This window comes from Dyella sp., assembly GCF_035277725.1.
Classification (GTDB): domain Bacteria; phylum Pseudomonadota; class Gammaproteobacteria; order Xanthomonadales; family Rhodanobacteraceae; genus Dyella_B.
Window position 1 is genome coordinate 1 of the sequence record NZ_DATEJY010000183.1, and the last position, 14,907, is coordinate 14,907.

At 62.6% G+C, this 14,907-nt stretch carries 13 protein-coding genes; 2 read left to right on the top strand and 11 right to left on the bottom strand.

From position 1 onward, the window contains the following. The 9 genes from VJR68_RS15850 to VJR68_RS15890 form a co-directional block, all read right to left on the bottom strand. Positions 1-465 (bottom strand): carbohydrate porin (locus VJR68_RS15850; RefSeq protein WP_324149261.1); only part of this gene is annotated, 465 nt, incomplete at its 3' end. A 202-nt stretch (positions 466-667) separates the two neighbouring features. After that, the gene (locus tag VJR68_RS15855; RefSeq protein ID WP_324149264.1) at positions 668-2,191 is read right to left on the bottom strand and encodes a CoA-acylating methylmalonate-semialdehyde dehydrogenase; all 1,524 of its coding nucleotides are present in this window, start codon (positions 2,189-2,191) and stop codon (positions 668-670) included. Positions 2,192-2,213: 22 nt separating this feature from the next. Continuing rightward, positions 2,214-3,011 carry a 5-deoxy-glucuronate isomerase gene (gene iolB / locus VJR68_RS15860; RefSeq protein ID WP_324149266.1) on the bottom strand — a complete coding sequence of 266 codons (798 nt, stop codon included), beginning with the start codon at positions 3,009-3,011 and terminating at the stop codon, positions 2,214-2,216. Positions 3,012-3,159: 148 nt separating this feature from the next. Further along, positions 3,160-4,077 carry a myo-inosose-2 dehydratase gene (gene iolE / locus VJR68_RS15865; RefSeq protein WP_324149268.1) on the bottom strand — a complete coding sequence of 306 codons (918 nt, stop codon included), beginning with the start codon at positions 4,075-4,077 and terminating at the stop codon, positions 3,160-3,162. Next, entirely contained in the window at positions 4,067-5,935 is a 1,869-nt protein-coding gene (iolD, locus tag VJR68_RS15870; RefSeq protein ID WP_324149270.1) for a 3D-(3,5/4)-trihydroxycyclohexane-1,2-dione acylhydrolase (decyclizing), read from the bottom strand. Before iolD ends, iolE begins: the two co-directional genes overlap by 11 nt. Before the next feature lie 17 nt (positions 5,936-5,952). After that, positions 5,953-7,899: a bifunctional 5-dehydro-2-deoxygluconokinase/5-dehydro-2-deoxyphosphogluconate aldolase gene (locus tag VJR68_RS15875; RefSeq protein WP_324149272.1), complete on the bottom strand. Its 1,947-nt coding sequence runs from the start codon at positions 7,897-7,899 to the stop codon at positions 5,953-5,955. Positions 7,900-8,302: 403 nt separating this feature from the next. Continuing rightward, entirely contained in the window at positions 8,303-9,091 is a 789-nt protein-coding gene (locus VJR68_RS15880; RefSeq protein ID WP_324149273.1) for an ATP-binding cassette domain-containing protein, read from the bottom strand. Between the two features lie 10 nt (positions 9,092-9,101). After that, positions 9,102-10,247, bottom strand: coding sequence for an ABC transporter permease (locus VJR68_RS15885; RefSeq protein WP_324149274.1), 1,146 nt, complete (start codon positions 10,245-10,247; stop codon positions 9,102-9,104). Between the two features lie 22 nt (positions 10,248-10,269). Further along, on the bottom strand, positions 10,270-11,307 hold the full coding sequence (locus tag VJR68_RS15890; RefSeq protein WP_324149275.1) for a sugar ABC transporter substrate-binding protein: 1,038 nt from the start codon (positions 11,305-11,307) through the stop codon (positions 10,270-10,272). 192 nt (positions 11,308-11,499) lie between these two features. On the opposite strand from VJR68_RS15890, the gene VJR68_RS15895 reads away from it, so the two are divergent. Beyond that, entirely contained in the window at positions 11,500-12,366 is an 867-nt protein-coding gene (locus VJR68_RS15895) for a MurR/RpiR family transcriptional regulator (protein ID WP_324149276.1), read from the top strand. Next, the gene (gene iolG, locus VJR68_RS15900) at positions 12,359-13,366 is read left to right on the top strand and encodes an inositol 2-dehydrogenase (RefSeq protein WP_324149278.1); all 1,008 of its coding nucleotides are present in this window, start codon (positions 12,359-12,361) and stop codon (positions 13,364-13,366) included. The genes VJR68_RS15895 and iolG overlap by 8 nt, the downstream gene beginning before the upstream one ends. Before the next feature lie 79 nt (positions 13,367-13,445). Here iolG and VJR68_RS15905 read toward each other — a convergent pair whose 3' ends face one another. Together VJR68_RS15905 and VJR68_RS15910 are read right to left on the bottom strand one after the other, a co-directional pair. After that, the gene (locus VJR68_RS15905; RefSeq protein WP_324149279.1) at positions 13,446-14,222 is read right to left on the bottom strand and encodes an ABC transporter permease; all 777 of its coding nucleotides are present in this window, start codon (positions 14,220-14,222) and stop codon (positions 13,446-13,448) included. Then, positions 14,219-14,907: ABC transporter ATP-binding protein (locus VJR68_RS15910; protein WP_324149281.1), on the bottom strand; the 689-nt coding region annotated here is incomplete at its 5' end. The genes VJR68_RS15910 and VJR68_RS15905, both read right to left, overlap by 4 nt.

The following is a 14,907-nucleotide window of genomic DNA, read 5'->3' on the forward strand; positions in this document are numbered from 1 at the left end:
ACGTCCAACACGCCACTCGAGCTTGCCGTCGAAGAATTGCTGCTTCAATGCAAACACGGTGAGCAGCCAGGTCTGGCCGCGGCCGTACACCTCTTGCACTTGCTGATACACGCCGAGGTTGGCGTCATCGCTGAGATTGCGGCCGTTGCGGTTGGTAACGACCAGCTGGAATTCGCCGCCCTTCCATCCCCACAGCTTGTGGAGGTCGAGCGTGCTGTCGAATGCCCATTGATCGGCGTAGCGCGTGGTTTGCTGCGTGCCGCCACTGAAATTGTGTGCTGCTTCGCCGGTGTAGCCGAACTTCAACGTGATGCCTTTGTCGGCGAGGCGGGTGCGTTCGCCATTCCAGTCGCCGAAGAGATACGGTGCATCGTCGGCGGCGAAGGCGGGTGTGGCGGCGACGCCTAACAGGACGGTGAAGATACGGGCGGCAGGGGATTTCTTCGAGTGATGCGGCATTTCCATTGCGGACTCCAACAAAAAAATGTGGAGTCGATTTTCCCGAGGTTTTCGGTGTAATGCTTTCAGACAGGTACGAAAATAGGCCTATGGATGGTGTAGGGGATGCGCCATGAACGCACCGTAGACTGGGATGACATCCCAGCATCGCCATCCACAAAAGCTGCTGGGGTTGCATCCCAGCCTACGGCGGTGTTCGCGGAACGAATCAATGCGTCGGCATCGCAAACTCCGGCCCGCGACTGTCTTCACTCGCCAGCCAGCGCTGCGTTACCGCCTTCTGCCGCGTATAGAAGCGCACGCCTTCCGGCCCGTGCGCATGATGATCGCCGAACAGGCTTCGCTTCCAGCCGCCGAAACTATGGAACGCCATCGGCACGGGGATTGGCACGTTGATGCCGATCATGCCTACCTGCACGCGATGCGCGAATTCGCGCGCCACATGGCCGTCGCGCGTAAAGATGGCGGTGCCATTGCCGTACTCATGATCGTTGACCAGCTTGAGCGCAGCGCCGAAATCCGGCACGCGCACCACGCACAGCACGGGGCCGAAGATTTCTTCGCGATAGATGCGCATGTCCGGCCGCACGTGATCGAACAGGCTGCCGCCAAGAAAGAACCCTTGCTCGCAACCCGCCACGCGATGGCCGCGCCCATCCACCACCAGTTTGGCGCCGGCGGCGAGACCATCTTCGATATAACCGGAAATCTTGTCGCGATGCTGGGCGGTGATCACCGGACCCATGTCGACGTGGGTGTCCATGCCGTTGCCGATACGCAAGGCCTGCACTTTCGGCGTGAGCTTGGTCACCAGTTGATCAGCGGTGGCATCGCCGACGGCCACCGCCACCGAGATGGCCATGCAGCGCTCGCCTGCCGCGCCGTAGCCGGCACCGATCAGTGCATCGGCGGCTTTTTCGATATCGGCATCCGGCATCACGATCATGTGGTTCTTGGCGCCGCCGAGCGCCTGCACACGCTTGCCGGCGGCGGTGCCGCGCGCATAGATGTATTCGGCGATCGGCGTCGAACCCACGAAACTTATCGCGCGAATGCCTGGGTGATCGAGCAACGCATCCACCGCCGTCTTGTCACCTTGCACCACGTTGAAGACACCATCCGGCAAGCCGGCTTCCTTCAATAGTTCCGCCAACATCAACGGGGCGGACGGATCGCGCTCGGAAGGCTTGAGCACGAAGCTGTTGCCGCAGGCGAGCGCCATCGGGAACATCCACATCGGCACCATCGCCGGGAAATTGAACGGTGTGATGCCGGCGCACACGCCCAACGGCTGGCGCATGGTCCAGGCGTCGATATCGCTGCCGATCTGCTCGGTGTATTCGCCTTTCAGCAACTCCGGGATGCCGCAGGCGTACTCGACCACTTCCAGGCCGCGCATCAGTTCGCCCTTGGCGTCGGAAAGCACCTTGCCGTGTTCGCGCGTGATGACAGCGGCGAGTTTGTCCATGTCGCGCTCGATCAATTCCTTGAAGCGGAACATCACGCGTGCGCGCTTCAACGGCGAGGTTTGCGACCAGCCGTGAAAGGCTTCGGCAGCCACTTTCACCGCGGCATTCACCTCGGCTGGTGTGGCCATGGCGACTGCGCCAATCACCTCGCCAGTGGCCGGATTATAGGAAGGCATGCTGGCGCCGCGCCCGGCATGGCGGCGGCCCTCGATGTAATGGCCGATGGCCTGCGGTGCAGCCGGTTGGGAAGGTTGTGCGGACATCAGTGGATCCTCTCGGAATATTTCAGCGTTGCATCAGCCAGTCGTGCGCCGGGTCGTTCTTGAAATGCCATGCGCGTCGCGCGCCGGCCATCACGTTGAGGTAATAGCCGCGATAGCCGTGCGGCATCACCACCGGGTGATAACCGCGCGGCACCATCACCACGTCGTGGTCGCATACCGCCATCGACTCATCCAGGTCGCGCGCGTCGGTATACACGCGCTGGAAGGCAAAGCCTTGCGGCGGATCGATGCGGTGGTAATAGGTTTCTTCCAGTGCGCTTTCCTGCGGCAACGCATCGGTGTCGTGCTTGTGCGGCGGATAGCTGGAGGAATGCGCCGCGGGCGTCACCACTTCCACCACCAGCAGCGATTCAGCGGGCTCGGATTCCGGCAGGATGTCGCAGATGTAGCGGGTGTTGGTGCCTTGGCCGCGTACCGAGCGTTTCATGCTCGTGCCCGGAATCAACCGCACGGGATGCTTGCCAATGGCCGGTGCGGTGGCCAAGGCCAGTTCCACGACGTCGTGGGCGGTGATGTCGAATGCAGTGCTGGGCGGCGCGTACACCGCATCCGGCGAGTAGGCGTCGAATACGCTGTGGCGACCGCCGAGGTTGTCGAAGGCCTGGTTGCCGGCGTGGATATCCGCGCGACCGCTCAGTATGACCAGGCAGGCTTCGCGATCCGCCGGCAAGCTGATGCGAAGGCTTTCCTTGGGTGCCAGCCGGAACGCTTCAAAGCCGACGTGCTTCCAGCCGGCGGATTCGGGCGTGACCTTGACGATCTCGCGTCCCTGCGCGTGAGCTTTGACGAGCAGGCTCATGCGAGTGCCCCTTGCACGCAGGCGGGCTTATTGCTCGTCGCCCCGGCGAAGGCCGGGGTCCAGCCACTTTGCGTCGCCAACAAGACACTGGGCCCCGGCCTTCGCCGGGGCGACGGATCAAGGGGAACGCGCGCTGCCCGGTACGAACTCATGCAACCTCCTGCCATGACGCACCATCCACCAGCGCACGCAACGTGCGATAACCCTTCTGCGCATACGCATAACTCGGCGCCAGCGCCGGATCCTGCTCGGCTTCCACCACCATCCAGCCCTGGTAACGATTGGCGTGAAGGATGGCGACGATCGCCGCGAAATCGATCGCACCATCGCCCGGCACGGTGAACACGCCGTTCAATACCGAGTCGAGAAAACTCCACTGGCGGTTGCGGGCATGCCGCACGATGGCGGGTCGCACGTCCTTGCAATGCACATGGCAGACGCGATCGATGTGCTTGCTGAGCACCGCTATCGGATCGCCGCCGCCGAAATACGCATGGCCGCTGTCGAACAACAGGCCGAGCTCTTCGCCGGTGTGGAGCATCAAGCGATCGATATCGGTCGGCGCTTCCACATAGGCACCCATGTGATGGTGATAGGCCAACCGCACGCCATGGTCGAGCAGATGGCGGCTGAAAGCGGTGAGCCGTTCGCCGTAGCGCTTGAAGGCATCGTCGTCGCGAAAGTGCGGCCGCTTGCTCAGCGGTATGCGGCGTTCGCCCTGGATCGAATCGGCGACTTCGCCATACACCATCACCTTGCAGCCGTTCTCGGCGAGCAGGCGCAGATGCGGCGCCACGGCGGCGATTTCCTCTTCGACAGATCGCCCAGCGAGATGTCCCGAATACCAGCCGGAGACAACCTCCAGCCCGTAGCCGGCCATCAGCTGGCGCAGCGCTGCAGGCTCGCGCGGAAACTTGTTGCCGAGTTCGAAGCCTTGATAGCCGATCTCGCGTCCTTCGCTGAGTGCCGTCGATAACGGCGTTTCGCCACCCAGCGAAGGCAGGTCGTCATTGCTCCAGCCGATCGGATTGATGCCGATCTTCACGTTGAAACCGTCATGCGTCATGAGACTTGCCTGGGTAGGGATGTTGCCGCTGCTTGGCTGTTTCATAGTCGCGCCGTGCGGCGCGGACGGCGTCGCGTTCGGAGACTTCAGGCACGGCCACCTCCCACCAGGCGCCGCCGGTTTCGGTGGTGCGCCGGTGATCGGTGTCGATGGCGATCAGGTACGTACGTGTGGAGGCACGTGCACGCACCAGCGCCTGTTCCAGTTCGACAATGCTGTGCACGTGTTCGGCCTCTGCGCCCATGGCACGGGCATGCGCGGCGAAGTCGATCATCGGTGCACCGTCGGCGCCCTGCAGGCAATCGGCGAGCATGTTGTTGAAGGGCGCGCCGCCGCAGGCTTGTTGCAAGCGATTGATGCAGCCGAAGCCGCGGTTGTCCAGCACCACGATGATCAGCTTCAGGCCGAGCATCACCGAGGTGGCGATTTCTGCATTGAGCATCAGGTAACTGCCGTCGCCCAGCATCACGATCACTTCGCGCTCGGGCTTGGCCATCTTCACACCCAGGCCGCCGGCGATCTCATAACCCATGCAGGAGTAGCCGTACTCCATGTGGTAGCCGCCAGGCGTATCGGTGCGCCACAGTTTTTCCAGTTCCGCCGGTAGGGTGCCGGCCGCGCACACGACGATGTCATGGCGGGCGGAATCGGCATGCGAACGCTGCACGGCGCCGATGACTTCGCCGTCGTAAGGCAGCGTGCCGGCGGGGAGTTCGCGGCGCGAGGTGATGTCATCCACGGTGTGGCGCCATGCCTGCGCCAGGTGTTGAGCGCGCGCCTGCCAGCTTGCATCGCCGCGCCACGCGCCGAGCGCAGTGGAAAGCGTTTCCAAGCCCAGGCGCGCATCGGCCAGCACCCGGGTGTCGCCACCTTTCAATGCGTCGTAACCGTTGACGTTGAGCGTGATGATGCGCGCACGGGTGTAAAGCGCGTTCGAGCCGGTGGTGAAATCCTGCAGGCGCGTGCCGACGGCAAGTACCACGTCCGCTTCGGCCAGCAACTCGTTCGCAGCGGTGGAGCCGCATACGCCCGCGGGGCCCAGTTGCAAGCGATGCTGCCAGGGCAGCGTGCCTTTGCCGGCCTGCGTTTCGGCCACCGGCACGCCATGCGTTTCGGCGAAGCGGCGCACGGCATCGCTGGCTTGCGCATACAGCGCGCCGCCGCCCGCGATCAGCACGGGATGCTTTGCGCCGCGCAGCGTTTGCGCGGCAGCGATGATGTCTTCCTGTGCAGGCGGAAGGCGGCGAAACTTGTGCACCCGCGAGGCGAAAAAGGCTTCGGGCCAATCGAAGGCTTCGGCTTGCACGTCTTGCGGAAGCGCGAGCGTCACCGGACCGCACAAGGCGGCATCGGTCAGCACGTGCAACGCGCGGGGCAGGGCGGTGAGCAATTGCTCGGGTCTGACGATGCGATCGAAATAGCGCGAGACGGGGCGCAGGCAATCGTTGACGCTGGCGGTGCCGTCGCCGAAATGCTCCAACTGCTGCAGCACTGGATCGGGCGCGCGCGACACGAAAATATCGCCCGGCAACAGCAACACCGGCAAGCGATTGACGTGCGCCAGCGCGGCCGACGTCACCAGATTGGTGGCGCCCGGGCCGATCGACGTCGTCACGGCCATCATGCGTCGACGCATATGCGCCTTGGCATACGCAATAGCGGCGTTCGCCATGGCCTGTTCGTTGTGCGCGCGATAGGTCGGCAACTGCTCGCGATGTTGATAGAGCGCCTCGCCCAATCCCGCCACGTTGCCGTGGCCGAAGATAGCGAAGACGCCGCCGAACAGCGGCAGCAATTCGCCGCTTCCCTCATCGCGCATCTGCTGCGCGGCGAGGTAGCGCACGAGTGCCTGGGACATGGTCAATCGCACGCGGTTCACGCGGCCACTCCTTTGGCTTGGTGCACGCTGCTGCGCGCCTGCTGCCAGAGGGTTGCCAGCTTGGTGAACTGTTGCGCGGCGCGTTCGATCAGTGCGGCGTCGCCAATCTCACCGGTCAGCCATGCGCGGGCCGGTTCGTAGAACAAGCTGCGTCCCACGGCAAAGCCGCGGCAGCTTGTGCTGTGTGCGGCAGCGGCAAAACCTTCCGCCAATTCCGCGAATGGTGCGTTGAGGCCAAGCAACACCACGCCGCGGCAATACGGATCGCGTTCGGCGATCAACGCATCAATGGCCACCCAGTCTGTCGCGGACAGAGGTTTGAGTTTCCACCATTCCGGACGAATGCCGAGGTTGTAGAGGCGTTTCATCGCGCGCAGCACGCGCTCGCCCGGCGTACCGATGGCAGCAGGATTCGCAGGCGGAATGATTTCCAGCAGCAGCTCATGGCCGCTCTGCCTTACCGCCGCGTAGAGCGCGTGCAATTGCGTTTCCTGCTCTAGCCGCGATTCGGCATCGCCGTCCGGATCGAATTGCACCAGGCATTTCACCACGTGCTCGCGCGGCCACTGCGCCAGCTGACTGCCGATCGAGCGGCCGTATTCGAATTCCAGCGGATTCGATCCTGGCATTTCCACCGGACGGCCCACCCACCAGCCGCGTCCGGTGGCGGCATGCAGCGCCTCTTCACCATAGCGTTGATCGATCAGCACGCCGACGCGATGCTGCAGGCCGAGTTCGCGCTCCGCTTTCGCTAAAGCTTCCACCAGCAGTTGCTTAAGAGGCGGCAAGCGCGCTTCGTCGGCGTCGCACTCGCAGGCCAGATCGTAGAACTGACTGCGATGATCGAAGGCAAAGATGTGCAGATCGTTCCACACCGGACGCGCCACGCTGACGCGATGCAGATGCGCCAGCTCCTCGTCCTGATCTGGCCGCTGCAGGCGATCGGCATTGGCAAGGAAATAATCCAGCTCCGCGCGGCTCGGCATGGCCGGCGCGCAGGCATGCCGGGAAACCACCATCGCCCCGCAGGCATTGGCGTAAGCGCAACTGCGCTCGATACCTTCGTCGCGCAACCAGCCATATAGAAAGCCCGCCATGAAGGCATCGCCTGCACCGAGTACGTTGAGTACTTCCACGCGTGTGCCGCGATAGGTGGGAGCCGCATCGATGCTGGCAGGCACCTCGGCTTCGATCACGCTGCAACCCCGCTCGCCGCGCTTCACCACCAGGGTGGCGCGGGTGATGGCGCGCACCGCGCGCAATGCGGCAATCAGATCGCGACTGCCGCCGGCAATATGGAATTCTTCCTCCGTGCCAATCACCAGGTCGAACTGCGGCAGGATGCCTTGCAGATGCGCGGTAACGCCGTTGTCGGCGATGAAGCGTGTTTCACCATCGCCACGGCCGGTAAGGCCCCACAGTACCGGGCGATAGTCGATATCCAGCACCGTGCGCACGCCATGCTTGCGTGCAAAGGCCAACGCCTTGCTGCTGGCCGCGTGCACCCACGGTGTAGAGAAATGCGTGCCGGTGATGGCGAGTGCGCGACTGGAGGCGATGAAGTTTTCATCGATGTCGGCTTCGTCGATCGCCATGTCCGCACAGTTTTCGCGGTAGAAGATCAGCGGAAACGTGTCGCGATCCTTGATGCCGAGCAACACCAGGGCGGTGAGGCGTTCGCGATCGATGCTGACCTGGCTTGTGTCGCAACCTTCGCGCTGCAGCGTTTCGAGCAGGAAGCGGCCCATGTGGTCATCGCCGACGCGGCTCAGCATCGCGGTACGCAGGCCAAGGCGCGCGGTGCCGAACGCCGCGTTGGCGGATGAGCCGCCGAGGTATTTGGCGAAGCTGGTGGCGTCTTCCAGGCGCGCGCCGGGTTGTTGCGCGTAGAGATCGACGGCCAGGCGGCCGAGGCAGATGAGGTCGTAGGTGCGTTCGTTCATGGCTCGGCGTGCCGGGTGGTCTGAGTATTTGAGCTTGGGGAGATGGAGTTCCCACGCTCCGAACTTGAGGCTTTTTCCGTTGCCTCAGAGTCGACACTCGTCATTCCAGCGAAAGCTGGACGTAGCGCGAAGCGCGGAGAACGTCCGAATGGACGGCCCCGAAGGGGGTGAGCGAAGCGAATCATCCAGTGCTTTTCTGGCTGAGAGTCGCTGGATTCCTCGCTCCTCAAAGCCGAGCACATCCATGTGCTCTCCCCGCGTACCAGCTTTCGCTGGAATGACGAGCAAGCGTTTCCGGCGATTGAAGAAATCCCAAATTCGGAGCATTGACCCCAAATCTCCGTCCGGATCAAGTCCGGGGCAGGCTCTATGAGCGGGGCTTTGTGTGGGAACGAATACGCATTCATGCAGCTCGACCCTCGAGTTCCGCCACCAACCCCTGTATCTCCGCCCCGCCCGCCATCATGTCGAGCAACGCCTCCTTGGCGATCTCCTGCTTCGCAAACGTCCCCATCGACTGCCCGCGATTGAGCAGCGTGAAGCTGTCGCCAATCGGATAGGCGTGATGCACGTTGTGCGTAATGAAGATCACCGAAATGCCGCGCGCACGTGCGGTATGGATCAGCTTGAGTACGTTGCAGCTCTGCTTTACGCCCAGCGCCGCGGTGGGTTCATCCAGAATCAACACCTTCGCGCCGAAATGGATCGCGCGCGCAATCGCCAGGCATTGGCGTTCGCCGCCGGACATGGTGCCGACGGCCTGATGCGGCGAACGGACGTGGATGCCCATGTCGGCCAGCTTTTCTTCCGCAACGCCTGCGGCGTAGTCGATATCCATCACCGGAATCAGGCCGAGCAGCTTGCGCATCGGCTCGCGGCCAGCAAAGAAGTTGCGCGCCACGCTCATCAACGGCACTAAAGCCAGATCCTGGTACACCGTGGCAATGCCATGATCCAGCGCTTCGCGCGGCGAGCTGAAGCGCACCTCCTTGCCATCCACGAGATAGCTGCCACGGCTGGGTGGATGCACGCCGGCCAGCGTCTTGATCAAGGTGGATTTGCCGGCGCCGTTGTCGCCCAGCAGGCAATGCACCTCACCACGGCACAGGCGCAGCGTGACGTCCTTGAGCGCAATCACTGTGCCGAAGAACTTGCTGACGTTTTCCATTTGCAGGATGTAGTCGTCGCTCATGGTGGTGCCCTCACTTGCTGCGCGTCGCGTGCAGGCGCACGTAGTGGTTGAACAGCACCGCCAACAGCAGCATGGCGCCCAGAAAAACGCGGTACCAGTCGGAATCGAAGCTGGTATAGGAAATACCGATCTGCACCACGCCGAAGATCAAGGCGCCAAAGCAGGCGCCGACCACAGAACCGTAGCCTCCGGTCAGCAACGCGCCGCCGATGACCGCGGCGATGATCGCCTCGAATTCTTTTTGCAGGCCACGGTCCGCCGCGGCGGAGCCCACGTCGGCCACTTGCAGCACACCGAAAAGACAGGCGCAGAACGCAGTGAACACGAACAGGCTGATCTTCACGCGGCGCACCGGCACGCCGACGTTCTGCGCCGCCGCGGCATCGCCACCCACGGTGAAGATCCAATTGCCGAAGCGCGTGCGCGAGAGCACAAAGCCTGCCCCGACTGCCATCAGCAACCACCACAGCAGCACCTTGGGAATGCCGGCGATAATCGGGTCGCCATTCGGCAATCTGTCGATAACGCCTACGTGCGCAAGCCATGCGAACAAGCCATGCCACGTGCTGCCCTGGAACAGCGTGCTCACTATGGGGTCGCCGCTCACCTTGTCGCCCACACCGCTGACGATAGTGCTGTTGGAGAAATGCGTGGACAGTACCAGGGTAAATCCGCGCAGGATGAACATGAAAGCCAGCGTGACGATAAAGCTGGGCAGCCGCGTGCGCACCACCAGGTAGCCGTTCAACCAGCCCAGCGCCATGCAGCCAATAAACGCGAACAGCACCGATGCCCACATCGGCCAGCCCATGAACATCGACGGCACCGCCATCATCACGCCGGCGAAGCCGATCATCGAGCCGATCGAAAGATCAAATTCGCCGGCGATCATCAACAGGCACGCGCCGACCGCAATGATGCCGAGATACGCCGCCACCTGCGCCCAGTTCACCACGCCATCGAGATTGAACATGCCCGAATCGCCGGCAAAGATGCCGAACAGCACGAACACCAGCACGGTGCCTGCGATGGAGCCGAATTCCGGGCGGCTGATAAAACCACGCCAGGGTGAAATGCGTCGTACCCGTTCATCGTTCTGCACGGAAGTGATGTCCTTGCGTGTCGTGAGGGGCAGGTGGGAAGTCGTGCTACTCATGCGCATCTCCGTGAGTGGCTCTTCATCGATACTGGCCGGCGTACTTGGCCACGGTGTCGACGTTGTCCTTGGTAACGAATGCCGGGCCTGAGCTGACGCCATCGCTGGTATACACCGGTTGCAAGCCGTATTCCTTCAGCCGACCCTGGAACGCGGGATTGGCTTTGAGCTTGGCGATGATGGTGGCCGGATCGCGCGTGTTGTCTTCATGCGCGATGGCCAGTGCGGCGATCGCCATATAACCCTGCAGATAGGGCTGCTGATCGATGGCGAAGTTGATCGTGCCCTTGCGGATGCCATCGATGATGCTGGGAGAAAGATCGAAGGTGGCGAAATAAATCTTGCCGGCCAATCCCATCCGCTGCAGCGCCAGCAAGCTGGGGTCGGCCGAGTTGGGCCCCAGCGCGAGAATGGCCTGCGTGCGCGGATGGTTGCGAAGGTAGGCGCTGACCTTGTTTTCCACCACGGTGGGATCGACGCCGGTATCGATCATCGACTGGCGTGCATCCACGCCGATGGCATCGGCAAAACCCTTGCAGCGCTGGAATGCGGCAGCATTGGCGGCGTTGTGGTTGACGCACACAAACGAAGTGATGCCGGCGGCCTTGGCGCGCTCGCCCGCCGCTTTGCCGGCTTCGTATTCCGGCTGGCCGATATGCATGATCGCGCCGAGCTTCGCGCTTTCCTGCTGCGTGCCGGAATTGATGGTGATGAGCGGGATGCGCTTGGCGTTGATGCGCAGGGTAGGCTTGGACAACACATCGAAATCGGCGATGTCGAACGCCACGCCATCGTAGTTGCGCGCGGCGGCCTGTTCGACCAGGCGTGCCATGTCGGCGAGGTCGCCATTGGGCGGATTGCGATAATCGACTTGCACGCCGAAATCGTCGCCGGCCTGCTTGATCGCGTTCTTGACGGTGTTCCACCATACATCCGAGTAGGCGGCATGGCTGATCAGCACGTAGCGCTCGTTGGCATGCGGGCCCGCCGCCGCGGTGGCGGTGATGGCCGTGGCGCTCAACATGGCCGCCAGCAAGGTCGAGATCCATCGCGTACGCATAGCGTCTCCAACGGTGAAGACCGGTGCCGTGCCCGGCCGGAGAGGGCGCGTCCGTGAGATGGCCACGCGCCGTGGACCCGAGCATAGGAACGCCGCTCCCGCAATTGCAATTTGCATTGCACAAAATAAAATTCTGGAAATATTTTTCCAAGCGGCGCTAGGATGACCACCGGATTCCAGCGGACGCCACGTATGGCCAAACAAGGCGCAGTCGACGAGCTACTGCAGCGGATAGCGCAAGATTTCGAGAACCTGCCGAAGCAGCTGCAGAACGTAGCCAGCTACCTGGAACGGGAGCGGGCCAACATCATGGTTCAGCGCATCAACGAGATTGCGGCAGGCTGCAACGTGCATCCGTCGGCCGTGGTGCGTTTTGCGCAGCGCTTCGGCTACTCCGGCTTCAGCGAGATGCAGTCGGTATTCCGCAACGACTACACCGACGCGGTGACGCCGGCGCGCAGCTATCAGCAGCGCATCCGCCGCGTGATCGCCGAGGGCGAAGGCAACCTGCCGGCGTCGCAAATGGCATTGCGCTTTATCGATGCCAACCGCACCGGGCTCGACGAGCTGGTGAAAACCTTCAACGCCAAGCAGTTCGATGCGGCGGTCGATATGCTCGTGAAGGCGGAAAACATCTACGTGGTGGCGGTGCGCCGCACTTTCAGTATTGCCAGCTACATCGTCTACGCCTTGCAGCACACCGCCAAGCGCGTGCATCTGGTGAGCGGGCTGGGCGGCATGTATCGCGAGCAGGTCCGCAGCATCGGCAAGAACGACGTGCTGATCGCCATCAGCTATCCGCCCTATGGCAAGGAAACCCTTTATTGCAGCCGCGTGGCGCACCAGCACAAGGCCAAGGTGTTGGCCATCACCGACAGCGCCTTGGGTGCGCTGGGCAGGGAGGCCCATGCCACGCTGCTGGTGCAGGAAAGCAGTGCGTTTGCCTTCCGCGCGCTCACCAGCACCATCTGCCTGTGCCAGGCGCTGTTCGTCGCGCTGGCGTACAAGCTCGAATTGAAAGTCGAAGAGACCATCCATCCCGGAGAATACGATGACTAATCAGGAACGCGTCGGCGTTGCATTGTTCGGCGCCGGACGCATCGGCAAGATTCACGCTGGCAATCTCGCGCACCATCCGCATACGCAACTGCGCTATGTGGTGGATGTACATCAGCCATCGGCCGATGCACTCGCAGCCCGGCATGGCGCAACGGTTGCCGGCGTTGACGAAGCCTTGGCCGATGCTGACGTCGCGGCGGTGGTGATTGGTTCCAGCACGGATACGCACGCGGATCTGATCATGCGTGCCGCCGCAGCAGGCAAAGCGATTTTTTGCGAGAAACCGGTGGACCTGGACGTGGCGCGTGCGCGTGCCTGCGCGGAGGCAGTCAAACGCGCCGGCGTTACCTGCATGATCGGTTTTCAGCGGAGATTCGATCCGACGTTTGCCGCCTTGAAGCAGCGCTTGGATGCCGGTGAGATCGGCACGCCGGAAGTGTTGATTGTCACCAGCCGCGATCCTGGGCCGCCGCCGGCCAGCTACATCGCGCATTCCGGTGGCGTGTTCAAGGATATGTTGATCCACGACTTCGACATTTTCCGCTGGATTCTGGGCGGCGAAGCCGTAAGTGTGCACGCCACCGGCGGTTGCCCGAACATGCCGGAGGTGGCTGCAGCGGGTGATATTTCCCACGCGGCAGTCACCTTGCGCACGCGTGACGGGGCGCTATGCCAGATCAATACGTCGCGCCGTGCGGCCTATGGTTACGATCAGCGTTTTGAAGTGCTGGGCAGCAAAGGTTTGTTGCAGGCCGGCAATGTGCGCCCGACGGAAGTGGTTGCATGGAACGATCAGGTGATCAGCAGCGACAAGCCGGAAGCGTTTTTCCTCGAGCGTTATCGTGCAGCTTATGCGCTGGAAATCGAGCATTTCTTCGATGCGCTGGTGAACGGTACGCCGGTGCGTACGACTATCGAGGACGGTATCAAGGCGTTGGAGTTGGCGGAGATGGCGACCCGTTCGTGGCGCGAAGGCAAGGCTATCGAGTGCGCTATCTAAGGTAGGCTGGGATGAAATCCCAGCCTGCGTGGTCGATCGCTAACATCCCGGCCTTCGCCGGAACGCCAGGGTTGAACGCTCAGGAACGCAACCCAACACCGCGCTTGAGCAGGTTCAAGGCAATCGCCGCAAGCCCGATCACAAACAACAGCATCACCCCGAACGCCACGCCGATGTGCACGTCACTGATGCCCAATACACCGAAGCGGAATGCGTTGACCATGTACAAAATCGGATTGACGCGCGAGATCGCCTGCCACGGTTCGCTCAGCATGTTCACCGAGTAGAACACGCCGCCCAGATAGGTGAGCGGCGTCAGCACGAAGGTCGGCACCAGCGCGATGTCATCGAACTTCTTCGCGTAGATCGCGTTGACAAACCCCGCCAGCGAAAAGATCGTTGCGCCGAACAGCACCGACAATAGCGTCACTGCGATGTGCGCGATCTGCAGATGCGTGAAGAACAGCGCAATCAGCAGCACCAGAAAACCGACGACCAGGCCGCGCGTCACCGCACCCGTGACATAACCCAGCAGGATCACCCAGTTCGGCATCGGCGATACCAGCATTTCCTCCACCGAACGCTGGAATTTGGCGCCGAAGAACGAGCTGGAGATGTTGCCGTAGCTGTTGGTGATGATGCTCATCATCACCAGGCCCGGCACGATGTATTGCATGTAGGTGAAGTCGCCCTGGATGTTGCCGATGCGGCTGCCGATCAGCTTGCCGAAGATCACGAAATACAGCGTCATCGTGATCGCCGGCGGGATCAGCGTCTGGGTCCAGATGCGCAGGATGCGGGTGATTTCGCGGCGGACGATGGTGCCCAGCGCGACGAGGTTGCCGGAAGCATTCATGCGGCCTGCTCCTGCGCGGCCTTGGCGTTGCGGCCCTGTTCGACCAGGCGGACGAAGAGCTCTTCCAGGCGGTTGGTCTTGTTGCGCATCGAGGTGACGGTGACGCCGTGCGAGGACAGCGCGGTGAACATCGAGTTGAGGTCGTGGGCGCGGGACATCTCCGCTTCCAGCGTGTGGTCGTCCAGGCGGCGCAGGCTCACTCCGGGCAGGGCGGGCAGTTCGCCCGGCACGCCGGCCACGTCGAGCACGAAGGTTTCCGAATCCAGCGTCGCCAGCAGGCGCTTCATCGTGGTGTTCTCCACGATGGTGCCGCGGTCGATGATGGCGATGTTGCGGCACAGCTGCTCGGCTTCCTCCAGGTAATGCGTGGTGAGGATCACCGTGGTGCCGGCGGCGTTGATGCCGCTGACGAACTGCCACATCGAGCGGCGGATCTCGATGTCCACGCCCGCGGTCGGTTCGTCGAGGATGAGCAGCCTGGGCTCGTTCATCATGGCGCGGGCGATCATCAGGCGACGCTTCATGCCGCCGGAGAGCATGCGCGCCTGGTGCTGCGCCTTCTCCCACAGGCGCAGCTCCTTCAGGTACTTCTCCGCGCGCTCGGCGGCGATCTTGCGCGGGATGCCGTAGAAGCCCGCCACGTTCACGCAGATTTCAAACGGCGTCTCGAACTGGTTGAAGTTGA

What these genes read in the sequence shown, in the direction of transcription:
- VJR68_RS15855 (WP_324149264.1), bottom strand. Translation starts at nt 2,191, where the DNA reads ATGTCCGCACAACCTTCCCAACCGGCTGCACCGCAGGCCATCGGCCAT.
- iolB (WP_324149266.1), bottom strand. Translation starts at nt 3,011, where the DNA reads ATGAGCCTGCTCGTCAAAGCTCACGCGCAGGGACGCGAGATCGTCAAG.
- iolE (WP_324149268.1), bottom strand. Translation starts at nt 4,077, where the DNA reads ATGACGCATGACGGTTTCAACGTGAAGATCGGCATCAATCCGATCGGC.
- iolD (WP_324149270.1), bottom strand. Translation starts at nt 5,935, where the DNA reads ATGTCCCAGGCACTCGTGCGCTACCTCGCCGCGCAGCAGATGCGCGAT.
- VJR68_RS15875 (WP_324149272.1), bottom strand. Translation starts at nt 7,899, where the DNA reads ATGAACGAACGCACCTACGACCTCATCTGCCTCGGCCGCCTGGCCGTC.
- VJR68_RS15880 (WP_324149273.1), bottom strand. Translation starts at nt 9,091, where the DNA reads ATGAGCGACGACTACATCCTGCAAATGGAAAACGTCAGCAAGTTCTTC.
- VJR68_RS15885 (WP_324149274.1), bottom strand. Translation starts at nt 10,247, where the DNA reads ATGAGTAGCACGACTTCCCACCTGCCCCTCACGACACGCAAGGACATC.
- VJR68_RS15890 (WP_324149275.1), bottom strand. Translation starts at nt 11,307, where the DNA reads ATGCGTACGCGATGGATCTCGACCTTGCTGGCGGCCATGTTGAGCGCC.
- VJR68_RS15895 (WP_324149276.1), top strand. Translation starts at nt 11,500, where the DNA reads ATGGCCAAACAAGGCGCAGTCGACGAGCTACTGCAGCGGATAGCGCAA.
- iolG (WP_324149278.1), top strand. Translation starts at nt 12,359, where the DNA reads ATGACTAATCAGGAACGCGTCGGCGTTGCATTGTTCGGCGCCGGACGC.
- VJR68_RS15905 (WP_324149279.1), bottom strand. Translation starts at nt 14,222, where the DNA reads ATGAATGCTTCCGGCAACCTCGTCGCGCTGGGCACCATCGTCCGCCGC.